The organism is Actinomadura miaoliensis (assembly GCF_039536785.1).
GTDB classification, from domain to species: Bacteria; Actinomycetota; Actinomycetes; order Streptosporangiales; family Streptosporangiaceae; genus Spirillospora; species Spirillospora miaoliensis.
In genome coordinates, this window is sequence record NZ_BAAAZG010000044.1 from 29747 (window position 1) to 43279 (window position 13533).

A 13533-nucleotide genomic window follows, 5' to 3' on the forward strand; every position below is an offset into this window, starting at 1 on the left:
CTGACGGCAACGTCCCTAGCCGAGGGCATCCCCCAGCTTCCGCAGCGCCGCCCGCTTGTCATCGAGCGAGGTGTGAGCGTAGATCGTCATCGTGACCCCGATGTCGCTGTGCCCGACGATGTCCCGGACGACGTTCGGGGCGATGCCCAGGTGCAGCAGCAGCGAGACGCAGGTGTGCCGCATGTCGTGGAAGCGCATCGACTCCAGGCCGGCGGCAGCGCGGACGCGGCCCCAGCTACGGCGAAGGTTGTCCGGCTCCATAGGCGTGCCGCGCCGAGACGGGAAGACGAGGCCGTGGTCTTCCCAGTCATCCCAAGCGTCGGCCCGTTCGGCCGCCTGCCTCACCTTGTGCTCGCACAGGGCCGTGATGCAGACGAGCGGCAGCGGAATGGTTCGCTCGGAGTCGCCTGTCTTGGGACGGACGAACCGCAGCGCTCCCCCGACCCACTGAAGGGTCTGAGCGACTCCAAGGGCGGCCCGCTGCGTGGCCCCCGCTTCCGGGTTGGGCTCGGTCATTTCATGGAGGGCTGAGAACTGTGCGGTCGCCGTCCCGTTCGTAGGCCACGACCTGGACGACCGGGAGGCGGGCCGTTTCCGGGGGTGTGCCGCCGGCGCGTGGGCCCGGTACCACCAGCAGCGGCGTCCCGCCCGGCCGGTCCTGGCCCTTCTCGTGTGAGCCCAGTTCACCGACCGTCTTCAGTCGTACGACGCTCGGACCCGCCGCCGCCACCAGATGCCAGCGCTGGGGCGACCGCCACCACAGGACGGCGGCCATCGTCCCTGCTGAGGAGGTGGTGTCGCTGTTCGTCCTGCCCCGCTCGGACAGTGCCCGTCCATCGTCGGAGATCAGGATCGAGATGCCCGGGGCGCCCCGCGGCGAGGACGCGTCAACGGTCAGCAGCGTTGCCCGGTCGCCGCCGTCAGGCAACTCGCCGCTCCACAGGTGGCCCAGCAGCAGGTCGCCCGACTCGCTCAGCGTCATCGCCGACTCGCAGGCGACGGCGTGCAGCGCCGCCCAGCGGAACCGCTCCTTTTGTTCCGGCGGGTCGCGGAACCACACCCGCGGCGCCGGGGACCGCGGGTTGTTCGAGGCGAGCTGCGTGACCGTATGTTGCCGCCCGCCAGTGGCCGGTCGGAACGTCATCTGGAAAACCACGTAGTTCTGGCAGCGCGGTGTGAACCAGTGCCACGGCAGCGGATCGCTCAGCCCGTCCCGGACCGTCACCGGCAGCCAGTCCGGAGAGCGTTCGGACGGCACCGCCGCCCGCACGTCCTCCAGCCATGGCGGGACGAGGTAGCGCCACGTCATGCCCAGCATGATCAGTTGCCCCGCGCCCGTCCCGAGCCTGCCGACCGACTCCACGCCGCGTGACAGGCGCCGCTCGAAGTACTGCGCCACGCTGGGCGTCTCCCTCGGCCCGGGAGAGTCGCGCAGCACGACGAGGGACGCGCCGTCCACCATCCCGGCGTACAGGACGACGACGCGGCCGATCGGCGGGTCGCGGCGGTCGGCCCGCCAGGCGTCGGCGGCCCGGCGCAGCAGCCTCGCGTCGTGTCGCAGCCCGCCCTGGGCGGGCCATTCGTTGATGGTGGGCGTGCCGGTCGTCCGCCACGCGCGCGGGTCGATCGCGGAGGGCTCGCCGGCCCCCTCGTCCGGCCGGGTGAGGACGAACCCGGCGACCACCAGCAGCGCCCCCGCGAGCACGGCCGCCACGGCGGTGCGCCAGGCGGGCGGGCCGGCGGGTGGCGGGCGGAGCCGGACGAGGTCGGGTTCGAACGCCTCGATCTCGGCCCGCTGCGCGGCCTCGTCCAGTCCCGTCCGGCCGTCCACGGCGGCGGTGGCCCGGTCGACGTCCCGGAAGTCGACCCGGATGTGGACGCCCAGCTCGGCGGCGACCTCGGGTGCGGTGAGGCCGTTGCGGCGCAGCAGGTAGGCGAGCCGCTCGTGCGGCGACAGTTCCAGCAGCGCCGCCTGGACCGGCCCCGGCGGGGTCCGCGCGGGCTCGAAGACAAGGCGGTGCAGCCGGTGCCGCCCGGTGGGCGGCTCGGTCAGCAGGATCGCGACGAGCCGTGCCCGCATGGCCGGGTAACCGCCGTGCCGCACCCGGGTCGCGGCGGCGGCGACGCGACGGGCGCGCATGAGTGGGGCGTCGCCGTCGTCCAGCACCAGGTACGCGAGCCGCAGAAGGTTGGCGTAGTGCTCGCGGTCGACCATCCGCATCGGGCACCTCCGTCCGCATTGTGCGCACCGGCCGGTAACGGCTGGATTGAGATGGCCGTCATATGCGCCGCGTTGAGTTCAACCCGGCAACTTGGCGGATACGGCCCCGCTTCGACGAAGGTTGTCCGGTTCCAGGGGCTGTCGATACGGGACGGGGAGGCCTTGCCGGTTCTGCCAGTGTCTGTGCGTTCGGTCTGCTTTCTCGGGGGTGATGCGCGAGGCGGATAGCGGGATGATGCACTTGGTGTCGTCGGTTTCGGCCGGATGAGCCCAGCGCCCACCGCTCGCGAATGAGAGCTCTGTGTCGCTGCCGGAAGGACCAGGACTCGTGTTGGTCGACGAGAGGCGGCATTGCCTGCCCTGGAGGGGGCCTGAGGTGTACGAAGAGTTGGCCAAGTGGGCTGTCGTCGAGGGGGAAGTAGTCGCCCACATGCACTACGGCCTGCGCGTTCGGGTTCCGTCCGGAGAAGTCGGCGTGGTCGACGTCTCGCTGGTGGGACTTGCCCGACAGGACTGGCCGCCGGTGGGCGAACGGGTCACGGTGGTCGGCGCCGACTACACGCGTACAGGACCCGACCGCAAAATCCGCCGCCAACTCAGGCTGACCATGCGCCCTGAGCATCTGCGCGAGGCCCGAGCACGGCAGAGGGGACGAGTGCCAGCGCAGCCGACGCCCGTAGAGGACGATCGCCGGCCCGCTGGATGAGACCTTGGATGAAGCTAGGTGGCGTGGTCGCCTTGCGAGAGATGGGCCTGCGGTCTTGCGTTGTTGCTGAGGATCAGGTCCGGAATCGTGGACGCCCGTCACACAGAATGATCATCCAGGGCTAGATGGGCTGGCCGCCTGCGATCGGGACCAGCTCAAGCCCGGGTTCCGTGACGGCGCGGAAGACCTTGGCGCCCTCGGGCGGGAAGCCGGCTCAGAGGACGTCTGCTTGAGCCTCGAACAACGCCCGCGCGGTCTCCCAGCCGTCGCCGGGTTCGAATCGGCAGACGAACCATGGCTGATCGACGTCCGCCAGATACAGCGTGCCGATCAACGTCTCGCCGCGCTGCACCCGCCAGCCCGATACCGCTTGGGGACCTTCGGCATGGCCCGCCTCTCCAACACTGGCCGCGGAACATCATGGCCCACTCCTGGGCCGCGGTTCGGATGCACGTCGAGCGGCAGCCGGTGTCGGCCCTGGGAACGTCTTGGGTCGCGTTATGGGTGTGGCGGGTTTGCAGGCAGTGGGGGAGCTTTCCGAGCATGCGGTTGGATGGATGTCGCAACGCGGCGGTATGCCGGTCGCTGCGGTGGCGTCGGCCGCTGGTGGGGGTTGCGGGCGGGATCGGCTTCGGATGCCGCGTACAACGCCTGGCTGAACCCGGTGGCCATTGCTCTTATTCGAGTACCGGGTGACCGAGACGGGCTGTTGGTGGTTTCCCTTACGCCTCTACTTGTGAGGCGGGACGGTCAAGGCCATGGGATAGCTGGGCTTCGGCGTTGTCGAGCCACTGGCGGTACCACCGGGCGAATCCCATCGGCGTCCCGTCGGTGTCGAGCAGCGGCCGGAAACCGCAGCCGTCAGCGGTGTCATCAGCCCACATCTGGCCCCGAGCCGGGCCGCTGACGACGAGCGCCTCGCGATTTGCACAGCCCAGGTGACACAGGTAGAGAAGCCCAATCGAATGCTCAGGACGGTAGACGACCTCGTCGTGCTTCTCCCAGTAGGCGTCCTCGGCCGCGTTGAAGGCCTCCAGCGAACTGTAGTCCTCTTCGTCGGGCGGGTCAGGCAACGCGTCGGCCGGGTTGAACGCCTCAGTGTGCGGAAAGGGGTCTGCCAGCGTGTCGAGATCGGTCAGATCGGCGCCGTCGCCCTCCCAGCGCCATCGCCCATCCACGCGACGGACCGGGAAGAGGCCATACGCGGGTCCTGCCCCTCCTCTGCCTGCCTCCAAGAGGAACGATCGATACTCGCCAGGCAGCTCCACCCGCAACTGCTCCTCGATCTCTCTAATCTCGGCGGCGCTCAGCGGCGGCTCAAGGCGCCATCCGTGACTCTCCGCCCCGAAGACGTTGCCCGCGTCTGTGTCAGCGGCCAGGCGCGCGAGCCGTTCACCTACATCCGACCAGTCAGAGGGCGTCACGGTCGGCACGATATCCCAGGGCCGTCCGACCTCACGAGGTGACGGCGACGCGTTCACGTCGGTCGGCGCGAAGGGCTGGTCGCGGTGAGCCGGGCCATCTGCGCCGCGGCCAGCGCGGGGGTCCCCTCCACGACCCGCAGGACCCGGCGGAACCGCGCGGCGTCAGCGGGATCGCCCTCGGCGACGGCGCGCAGCAAGCCGTGCAGCGCCTCGAACAGCGCGGTGAACGGCCGCTCGCGGGCGGGACGGGCCGCCAACTCCTCCTCCACCAGGAGGTGGTCGTATTCCGGACGGGCGCCTACAAGCAGGCGACCTTGGAACCGCGACGGCACATAGGGCGTTTTGAGCCGGTCTGCGGGCCGAGGCGGATGGATGAAGACGAGGGGCTAGGGGTGCTCTTGGGAGGGGCGGGGGGTGGTCAGGAAGGCTGTGGCGGCGGCCAGGGTGGCTATTCCTTCGCCTATGAGGCTGATTGTTTTCTCGGTGTACCAGGCGGGGTCGTGCATGGCGGGGATGGGGCCGAGTTGGCCGACGTCCACGTAGTAGTAGAGGAGGAGGGCGCCGACGGCGCTTCCGGCGACGAGGAAGGCGACCGCGTACGTCCATTTGCGGGCCCAGGCGAGGACGAGGACGCCTGATACCGCGGCGAGGACGGCTTGGGCTCGGAAAAGGTCGTCGCCGGGGATGGTGCCGTCGCTGCCGCCAGGGCCGGGGGCCATGTCCGGTGCGAACTGCCAGTGGACGTAGGCGTCGGCCGCCAGGCCCGCGGCTGTGAGTAGACGCAGCAGGATTCCCATACCAATGGAACGGTGCGCCGGCCGCTGACGGATCAATTCAGTGGTCCGGGAAAGCCTGGGTGTGGTTGGTGATGGCGGCGGGGCGGTCAGCTCCTCGGCGATGCTGGCGGCGGTGGTCTCGTTGGTGAGCTGTTCGATGAGGCCGCCTGGGTGTCTTCGCGGGCGGCGGTGCTGCCGAGCTCTTGGTGGCTACCGTCCTGGGGTTTTGGGTTGTTTGCGCTGGTTAGGCAGGGATGCTTGGGATTTGGGGCGTGGCGTTCGGGCATTTCGGGGTGCGTTCGGTGTGTATGTTCTGGGGGCATGCATCTGGCGCGGGTGTTCGACGAAGGTGCGGGTAACGGGAAGCGGCCGTCGGTGTCGCGGCCTCCCGTGCCAGAGCACGAGGTCGAGCGGGTAGTGCAGTACCTGCGGAACGGAAAGGTGGTCATGGCGGCGCGGTCGTACGCGCCGGACCAGGTCGATCCGTCCCGGGGCGACGAGGTGCCCCTGGTCTTCCACACCGACGGGACGTGGGTGTGGGCGGGGGCCGTCTACTACTACCTCAAGGAGCACGGCATTCCGCCGCAGCCCGAACTGGTCCATCACATTCGGGCGCGGAACTTCCAACCGGCTGAGGTGGACGACGCCACGATGGATGTGGCGATCGAAATCGCGACGGGTCAGCGGGAGCCGGATCCGCCCGCGCCGCTGCCTCCTCCTGGGCCGCCCCAGCCGGGGCCGCCTCCGGCACCGTATCCGGGGCCGTTCCAGGGGGCGCCGGGGGCGTACGGGCCGGGTGCAATGCCTTTCGCTGGGCCTCCGCCCGTTCCGCCCGCGCCCGCGTGGCCGCAGGGGTACGGACAGCCTTTCCCGGGTGGGCCGGCGCCGTTTCCTGGGGCGCCCCCAATGCCACCGCCTCACGCGCCCGTACCTCCGCAGCCCGTACCTCCGCAGCCCGCACCGCCGGAAGAGTGGGCGGCAGAGGTGAAGCGGCGCTTGAAGGAACTGGGTGTGGACTCCGGCGCGTACCGGATCGGCGAGGTCGTGGACGGCGCCTGGTGCATGGTGCCGGAGGGCGGTCGGTGGGCGGTTTTCCAATCGCGTCATGGGGAGCGCCGCAGGCACGCCATGTTCGACGCCCCTGAGCAGGCGGCGACGTATCTCGTCGGCGGTCTGCTGTTCAAGCGTGGGCGCAAGCGTAAGGACGGGTCGATCGAGCCGCTTCCGGGTGAGCCCCCACTCAATCTGTTCCGTAACCGGCAGATGATCGAGCTTCCTCCGGGGACGACGGTCGATCGCTACGGCGACAACAGCGGGAACGTGGCGTTCACCGCAGGCACGCCCGTGCCGCAGCGGTCACTGCCACCGGACTGGGCTAACCGTCCCTACCAGGCGTTCCGGTTGCAGCGGCCGCTGAAGGTGCTGATGGGCGTGACGCTGCCGTCCTTCGAGCAGCCCGGGGGCGGCACCGCGTACATCTTCGAGCGCTCCATCGCCGAGTTGCTCGCCGACGGTTCGATGGTCGTCGCTCACTAGGTGTTCGCCGCGCGGCCCGTCATGTCGGTGGCTTCGGCAGGGTGAGGGCGGCTGGGGCGTCGGGTGGGACGGCGGGGCTGCGCGGCGGGACGCTTTGGACGCGGCGGTAGGGGGTCCCCAGCGGGGGGCGCGGGTCGGCGTCGCCGCGGTTGGGCCAGAAGCTCATGGCGCGTTCGGCCTGGGCGGTGATGGTGAGTGACGGGTTGACGCCCAGGTTCGCCGTCACGGCGGACCCGTCGACGACGTGCAGGCCCGGGTGCCCGTAGACGCGGTGGTACGGGTCGATGACCCCTGTCTCGGGGGAGTCGCCGATGACGCAGCCTCCGATGAAGTGGGCGGTGGTCGGGATGTTGAACAGGTCGAACCACGTGCCGCCAGGGGTGGCGTCGAGTTCTTCTGCCAGCAGCCGCACGGCCTTGTGCGCGACGGGGATCCAGGTGGGGTTGGGTTCGCCGATGCCTTGGCGGGCCGTCAGGCGGCGGCCTAGGAGGGTGCGGCGTTCGGTGACGGTGATGGAGTTGTCGGCGGTCTGCATGACGAGGGCGATGATGGTGCGCCGTGACCAGTCCCGTAGGGAGAGGCCGCGTAGTACGACGTCGGGTCGCCGTACGGCATGGCCCAGGAACTTCGCCCAGCGCGGGATGCGGCCGCCGCCGTCGATGAGAAGGGTCCGGATGAGCCCCATGAGGTTCTGGCCCGGCCCGTAGCGCGTCGGTTCGACGTGCGTGTGCTCGTCGGGGTGGAAGGACGAGGTGATGGCCAGGCCGGTGCTGTGGTCGACGTCCTCGGAGCGGTGCCGCAGGGTCAGGCGTTCCACGCCCAGGAGCGCTTCGGAGTTGGTGCGGGTCAGTTCACCCAGGCGTGGGGACAGGTGGGGAAGAGCGCCCTTCGCCCGCATGCGGTGGAGCAGCCGTTGGGTTCCGTACGTTCCGGCGGCGAAGACGACGTGTTGCGCGGTGAGTCGCACCTGGCGGCGGCCGGGGAGCGCCCCGGAGCGGACGGCCTGTATGTCGTAGCCGCCGTCCGGCCGGGGGAGGACAGCCGTGACGGTGGTGTCGGGGACGATTTCGGCGCCGGCGCGCTCGGCCAGGTAGAGGTAGTTCTTGGTGAGGGTGTTCTTCGCGCCCACCTTGCAGCCGACCATGCAGCCGCCGCAGGCCGTGCATGCGCTGCGCCGGGGGCCGGCGCCTCCGAAGTAGGGGTCTTCGGTCTCCTCCCCCGGCTTGGTGTGCGCGTCACCGAAGAACACCCCGACGGGGGTCGGGTGGTAGGTGTCGCCCACGCCCATCCGTTCGGCGACGCGGCGCATCGCCTCGTCCGCTGGGGTGACCAGGGGGTTGAGGGTGACGCCTAGCATTCGGCGGGCCTGGTCGTAGAACGGCTGGAGTTCGTCCTGCCAGTCGGTGATGTGTCCCCACTGGCGGTCGGTGAAGAACGGGCGGGGCGGCTGGTAGAGGGTGTTGGCGTATACGAGCGAGCCGCCGCCGACCCCGGCACCGGCCAGCACGAGCACCCCGGCCTTGCCCCGCACCAGGTGCATTCGCTGGATGCCGCGCATGCCGAGGCGTGGCGCCCACACGTACCGTCGCAGACGCCAGGAGGTCTTGGGCAGGGTGGACTCGTCGTAACGCCGCCCGGCCTCCAGGACGGCGACCCGGTAGCCCTTCTCGGTCAGCCGTAGCGCCGACACGCTGCCGCCGAACCCCGATCCGATCACGACCACGTCGACGTCGAAGCCGCCGGGGTCAGCCGCCATGGGCAACCTCCCGAGTACACCCTGAAGCCAGAACACGGTCTCCGACTATCGGCCTGTCGCGGTGCCGCGCACCACGCAGAAAAGGTGGCAACTATGGGTGAGAACTGTGAGCAGCGTGATAAATGCCGGCTAACGGGCCATCCGAAAGGGCGCCCAGTGGAGGGGCGGAATCGAGGGCCTTGCTCAAGGTGTTTGTTCGACGTTTGGGTGCACGCTTCGGATGTCAGCCCTCATACGGAACTTGTACGTTGACCGCGCGCGCTTGGCCCGGCCAGGCCGGGCGTCCGCTCGCGGGCCACTCGATGCGGTTCGTCTGGCGTGGCATGGAGGGCGTACGGGCGCGGCGCCGTTCGTGCCTGGGGAACGTCAGCACTGCCAGTACGGCCGACACCACCGCGGCGGCACGCAGCAGGAAGAGGGCACGGTCCTGGGGCCAGGGCTCCCCGAAGATGAGGGTCGCCGACAGCAGCAGGTGAATCTTCGCCGTCAGCGTGAGGACGGTGACGAACACGCCCAGCCGGCAGCGTTGCAGCCCGATCGACAGCAGCCCCAGGCCGAGCAGCCCGGCGAGCAGGAACAGGTAGGGATGAGGGGTGCGGTGCACGCCGAGGCGTCCGTCGGCAAGCATCAGGGCCGTGCCCAGGCCGAAGACCTCGGCCGTCCCCAGGAGCACGCCGGCGCCCACGCCGTAGGCGATTCCGGTCAGGCGGCGGGCGTGGCGTCCTTGGACGGCGCGGTCGCCCACGCTGAACATCCACAGCGGGATGACGAGCGACGGCACCACGACCACCGCGACCGTCCACCAGGGCGCGTCCGGCGCGGCCAGTGCCTCGTCCCTGCCGGGGAGGGCGAAGGCCGCTGCGCGCGTCTCGAGGACGACGGACGCCGCCGCCAGGAGCATCCCGGTGACCGTGAGGGCCACCCCCAGCCATTCCCGTCCGGCGAAACGCTCGCCGAACCACCGGTGCCCCACGAACAGCACGAGGGCCAGGCCGAACCCGTAGGCGGGCAACGCGGCCACCAGCGGGAGGCTGAGCAGCGCGACGTCACCCATGGCGAACCCCGCGACGAGCAGCAGCAGGCCCAGCAGCCACAGCGCGCTGCCCGCCGCCTGCGTCAGCACCGGCAGGGGGCGGCGTCCCGTCAGCGGAGACATCGCGCCTGTGGCTCTTTTGAACAAGACGAACGCGACGATGTAGACGACCTGGGCGGCGCATGCGAGCAGTACCGCTGTCACGGCGCACCTCCGGGGGCGGGGCTCACCACAGTGGGGAGCCGGGGTGAAACCGGCGGGCGGCGTCCGTCCGGCCGTCGACACGGAAGGAATACATACCGCCAACCGGTGGACACCGCCCGTGATAGCGATGTTGGCACAAGCGTCTGGCCGTTGAATCTGCGTGAATGACGGAGATTGTCGTGGATATGTGTGCCGGATTGAGCAACTCGGCACCCGAATGACGCCCCGTGGGCGCAAGGTTTGCAGGCGTGTCCACATCAGGTCAACATCGGTGTGCGCGCCACATTGCCCATCACTCAGCGCAGGGGAATGATTGCGGTGCGCACCCGACCGCGGAATGGTGATCACGTGATGCTCGGCAGGACGAACCCGGCCCCGGCCCGACGGACGCGGGACCTCCCGCACTCCGCCGCGCGGCGGCCCCTACCGGCAGTGACGCCATGACCGCCGCGATGGACGCCCTCGGCGACCGGCTGGCCCTCACCGAGGGCGCACGGCAGGGACGGGCCGCCCGCAGGCTCGTCCGGGAACGCGCCGCCAAGGTGGTGGGCGATCCGGCGGCGCTGGACGACATCGAGCTGATGACCGCCGAGGCCGTCGCCAACGCCGTCCTGCACGGCACCGGGGTGGTGCAGATCGGCGTGGCCACGGACGGCCGGCGGCTGCGCGTCGAGGTCCGCGACGAGGGCCCCGCGCGGCGCCCGGGTCACGCGTCCGGGGCCGAGGACGGGGACGACGCGCCCTTCCGGCCGGGATCGTTCCAGCCGAACCGCCCCGCGGCCCCCGAGGCCGCCCGCTCACCGGCCGGGGACGCCGACCCCTCGTGCCGGCACCCGGCCGACCATGGCCGCGGGCTGATCGTCATCGACAGCCTCGCCGAAGAATGGGGCCTGGAGCAGACCCCCACCGAGACGCTCCTCTGGTTCGTCATCAACGCCTGACGCCGCTCGCCTCCCGACGACGCCGAAGGGGAGTGGCAAAAGCGTCTGCGCGCAGGTGCCGCAAAGGGACTCACGACGGCTCAGTGGCGGGATGGTTTCTTGTCACCGGAGCCCATAGTTCTGATCGTCTTGAGCGTGGACACTCACCCCCGGGAGACGCGCGGCCGTCTGGGGAGCGCGCAGCGTTGCGAGTGGGGGACACATGACACGCTCCGTCCGTCGCCGGGCCGTGAGCACTTGGCGGGGTCGGGCGGCTGCTGGAGCGGTCGCCACGGCGACGTTGGCGGGAATCGTCGCGGGCGCCCCCGGCACGGCCCAGGCACAGGTGCGTGCGGACGACGGTGCGCGCGTCACCGCCGAATCGCGGCGCGGCACCTACGAGATGGACGTCACCATCAACTCCCCCGCGCTCGGGAAGTCGGTCAAGGCGCGGCTGCTGCTGCCGAAGAACTGGTCGCGCAACGCCAGCACGACGTGGCCGGTCGTGTACGCGTACCACGGCGGCCAGGACGACTACACGTCCTGGACGCGCAACACCGACATCGAGTCGTGGGCGCGGAAGTACAACGTCATGGTCGTCATGCCGGAGGGGGCGGACGGCTCGTACACCGACTGGTACAACTACGGCAAGGGCGGTACGCCCAGGTGGGAGACGTTCCACACCCTTGAGGTCCGGCAGCTCATGGAGCGCAACTACCGGGCCGGTGGCGCGCGCGCCGTGATCGGGAACTCCTCCGGCGGCGGCGGCGCGATGACCTACGCGGGACGTCACCCCGGCATGTTCAAGTACGTGGCGTCCCTGAGTGGTGTGCTGTCCATGCGTTCACCCGGTATGCCGGTGATGCTGGTGCTCACCAACGCGGGCAACGGGCAGGACCCGTTCGCCATCTGGGGCATTCCCTATGCCGACGACGCGAACTGGGCCGCGCACGACCCGTACGAGCTCGCGCCCAAGCTGCGCGGCACCGGGCTGTTCTTCTCCGCCGGGACGACCGGTCGTCCCGGGCCCGGCGACCCCGACGTGGCGCCCTGGGACATCGGCCTGCTCAGCGAGATCGCCATCGGCGCCAACAACAAGGACTTCCGCAAGCGGCTGGACGCGCTGCGCATTCCCTACACGGCGCACATCTACGGCGACGGGCGGCACAACTGGCCCGCGTGGCGTCGCGAGGCGTCGTCCGTGTGGCCGGCGATGATGAAGGCGATCGGCGCCAAGAAGGTCTGACCTCGCGCTCAGGTCGTCGGCACGCGGATCGTCTCGGCCCAGGACGGCGGCTCCGGGCCGCCCGCGCCGATGAGCACCGCGATCAGCCGGCACGTGGCGGGCTCGTCCGGCCAGGGCGTGTAGCCGTCGGTGAGGACGATGACGACGCTGGGCGGGTGCGGCGCGTCCAGGGCCCGGCGGATCCCGACGCGCATGTCGGTGCCGCCGCCGCCCTTCAGCTCGATCTGGTCGGCTGTGGTGACCCGGGACGCGGCCTGCACGTCGGCGTCGACGCTGAGCACGGTGACGCGGTCGCCGCGCACGCCCACCTCGCGCAGCACCCCGGTGACCTCGGCGAGCGCGGTGGCCAGCGCGTCGTCGCCCATCGAGCCGGAGGTGTCGATGACGACGGCGACGCGCGGCAGCGGGCGGCGCAGGCTCGGCAGGACGACGCCGCGCAGGGCCGGGCCGCGGCGGGACGGGCGGTGGTAGGTGTAGTCGGCGGCGCCGCTCGCCCATGACAGCGCCTCGCGGACGGCCCCGGCCAGCACGCGCCGCCAGTCGACGGTCGGTTCCAGCACCTGTTCGGCCCAGCGCCGCCATCCGGCGGGGAGGTTGCCGCGGCCGCGGTGGTGGGCGCGCATGGCCTCGGCGGTGTGCCTGCGGATCGCCTTGGCCTCGGCCTCGGTGACGCGCGCGGCGTTGCCGTCGGTGTCGCCGAGGTCCCACGGGGCGGGCTCGCCGTGGGCGCCCGATCCGCAGTCGAGCGCCCCGCCGGAGGCGGGCACGCCGGACAGGTACTCCTCGAACAGCCGTCCGGGCGGCAGGTCGTAGGTGGCGGGCGTGACGCGTCCGGCGGGCAGGCTCAGCCCGTCGGCGATCAGGTCGTCGTTGATCTCGCAGTCCTGGGCGATGTTGACGCGCAGCCGGTCGCGGCGCAGCCCCGGCGCCAGCAGGTCGGCGCGGCCGTGGTGGTCGCGCAGCAGGTGCGCGGCCTCGTGGATCCACACGCCCGCCAGCTCCTCCACGGGGGTGGCGTCGACGAACGCGGGCGACACGTAGCAGCGCCAGTACCGGTCGACGCCCATCGTCGGCACGGTGGTGGTCGGGACGACCGACAGCGAGTACAGCGCGGACGCCAGGTAGGGGCGTTCGGACGCGGCGCGGAACCGGGCGGCCAGCAGTTTCGTCCGGTCCAGATCGGGTGCGTGCCCGGTCATCAGCGGTCGCCGGTGAGCGCGCCCGACAGTTGCAGCAGGTCGACGAACGCGTCGATGCCGCTGGGCACGGGCCAGTCGACGTCGCGCAGGGCGGCCAGGTCGACCGCCGCGCGCGCCGCGACGTCCGGGACGCCCGCGTCGACCGCCTTGGCCAGCACCGTCCAGCCCGCCTCCCAGCGGCTCTGCGTGAGCCGTCCCTGGACGGCCGCGACCACCGAGGTCAGGAACGCCAGCTGCCGGTCGCCGCGGTCGGGCAGCGCGAACGCGTCCGGGTCGGCCAGCACGCGGTCGGGGTCGGGCAGGTCGAGGTTCTCCAGGTAGGACAGCAGTTCCAGGCCCGCGCCCTCGCCGACGGCGCCGACGACGACGGCCGACAGCGCCTCGCGTCCGGCGCCGGTGGCGTATCCGGTCGCCAGCAGCCGCAGCACCATCTCCCAGCTGCGGGGCGGGCTCGATCTTGGGGACGGAGACCTGCGGCCAGGTGCCCGCCATGCCGCGCGCCACCGTCCGCG

At 71.0% G+C, this 13533-nt stretch carries 13 protein-coding genes; 3 read left to right on the forward strand and 10 right to left on the reverse strand.

The annotated features are described in order from the left end of the window. Positions 1–15 precede the first annotated feature (15 nt). From ABD811_RS28320 to ABD811_RS28345, 6 genes are all read right to left on the reverse strand, one after another. Positions 16–516, reverse strand: coding sequence for a tyrosine-type recombinase/integrase (locus ABD811_RS28320; protein WP_344953795.1), 501 nt, complete (start codon positions 514–516; stop codon positions 16–18). Position 517: 1 nt separating this feature from the next. Then, positions 518–2221, reverse strand: coding sequence for a sigma-70 region 4 domain-containing protein (locus ABD811_RS28325; protein WP_344953798.1), 1704 nt, complete (start codon positions 2219–2221; stop codon positions 518–520). Positions 2222–3141: 920 nt separating this feature from the next. Beyond that, the gene (locus ABD811_RS28330; RefSeq protein ID WP_344953801.1) at positions 3142–3279 is read right to left on the reverse strand and encodes a hypothetical protein; all 138 of its coding nucleotides are present in this window, start codon (positions 3277–3279) and stop codon (positions 3142–3144) included. A 370-nt stretch (positions 3280–3649) separates the two neighbouring features. After that, the gene (locus ABD811_RS28335; RefSeq protein WP_344953804.1) at positions 3650–4351 is read right to left on the reverse strand and encodes an SMI1/KNR4 family protein; all 702 of its coding nucleotides are present in this window, start codon (positions 4349–4351) and stop codon (positions 3650–3652) included. A gap of 53 nt (positions 4352–4404) precedes the next feature. After that, positions 4405–4620, reverse strand: a complete 216-nt coding sequence (locus tag ABD811_RS28340) for a hypothetical protein (protein WP_344953807.1) — start codon at positions 4618–4620, stop codon at positions 4405–4407. A 117-nt stretch (positions 4621–4737) separates the two neighbouring features. Next, complete coding sequence (locus tag ABD811_RS28345; RefSeq protein WP_344953810.1) at positions 4738–5148, reverse strand: hypothetical protein; 411 nt, start codon at positions 5146–5148, stop codon at positions 4738–4740. A gap of 975 nt (positions 5149–6123) precedes the next feature. Here ABD811_RS28345 and ABD811_RS28350 point away from each other — a divergent pair. Then, complete coding sequence (locus ABD811_RS28350; protein ID WP_344953813.1) at positions 6124–6663, forward strand: TNT domain-containing protein; 540 nt, start codon at positions 6124–6126, stop codon at positions 6661–6663. 19 nt (positions 6664–6682) lie between these two features. Here the strand turns inward: ABD811_RS28350 and ABD811_RS28355 are convergent, their stop codons facing one another. Together ABD811_RS28355 and ABD811_RS28360 are read right to left on the reverse strand one after the other, a co-directional pair. Then, positions 6683–8419: a GMC oxidoreductase gene (locus ABD811_RS28355; RefSeq protein ID WP_344953818.1), complete on the reverse strand. Its 1737-nt coding sequence runs from the start codon at positions 8417–8419 to the stop codon at positions 6683–6685. A 223-nt stretch (positions 8420–8642) separates the two neighbouring features. Continuing rightward, positions 8643–9656, reverse strand: coding sequence for a hypothetical protein (locus ABD811_RS28360; protein ID WP_344953820.1), 1014 nt, complete (start codon positions 9654–9656; stop codon positions 8643–8645). A 440-nt stretch (positions 9657–10096) separates the two neighbouring features. Between ABD811_RS28360 and ABD811_RS28365 the strand changes: the two genes are divergently transcribed. Both ABD811_RS28365 and ABD811_RS28370 read left to right on the forward strand, forming a co-directional pair. Continuing rightward, positions 10097–10597, forward strand: coding sequence for an ATP-binding protein (locus ABD811_RS28365; protein WP_344953822.1), 501 nt, complete (start codon positions 10097–10099; stop codon positions 10595–10597). 280 nt (positions 10598–10877) lie between these two features. After that, a complete protein-coding gene (locus tag ABD811_RS28370) occupies positions 10878–11822 on the forward strand; it encodes an alpha/beta hydrolase (RefSeq protein WP_344953824.1) in 945 nt (314 codons plus the stop codon). A gap of 8 nt (positions 11823–11830) precedes the next feature. On the opposite strand, the gene ABD811_RS28375 is transcribed toward ABD811_RS28370, so the two are convergent. Together ABD811_RS28375 and ABD811_RS28380 are read right to left on the reverse strand one after the other, a co-directional pair. After that, positions 11831–13021 (reverse strand): vWA domain-containing protein, encoded by a 1191-nt coding sequence (locus tag ABD811_RS28375; RefSeq protein WP_344953915.1) that lies wholly within the window; start codon positions 13019–13021, stop codon positions 11831–11833. Next, a complete protein-coding gene (locus ABD811_RS28380) occupies positions 13021–13452 on the reverse strand; it encodes a hypothetical protein (RefSeq protein ID WP_344953922.1) in 432 nt (143 codons plus the stop codon). Before ABD811_RS28380 ends, ABD811_RS28375 begins: the two co-directional genes overlap by 1 nt. Positions 13453–13533 lie beyond the last annotated feature (81 nt).

Coding starts and splice junctions, on each gene's coding strand:
- ABD811_RS28375 (WP_344953915.1), bottom strand. CDS start 13,021: ATGACCGGGCACGCACCCGATCTGGACCGGACGAAACTGCTGGCCGCC.
- ABD811_RS28380 (WP_344953922.1), bottom strand. CDS start 13,452: ATGGTGCTGCGGCTGCTGGCGACCGGATACGCCACCGGCGCCGGACGC.
- ABD811_RS28345 (WP_344953810.1), bottom strand. CDS start 5,148: ATGGGAATCCTGCTGCGTCTACTCACAGCCGCGGGCCTGGCGGCCGAC.
- ABD811_RS28355 (WP_344953818.1), bottom strand. CDS start 8,419: ATGGCGGCTGACCCCGGCGGCTTCGACGTCGACGTGGTCGTGATCGGA.
- ABD811_RS28365 (WP_344953822.1), top strand. CDS start 10,097: ATGACCGCCGCGATGGACGCCCTCGGCGACCGGCTGGCCCTCACCGAG.
- ABD811_RS28325 (WP_344953798.1), bottom strand. CDS start 2,221: ATGCGGATGGTCGACCGCGAGCACTACGCCAACCTTCTGCGGCTCGCG.
- ABD811_RS28320 (WP_344953795.1), bottom strand. CDS start 516: ATGACCGAGCCCAACCCGGAAGCGGGGGCCACGCAGCGGGCCGCCCTT.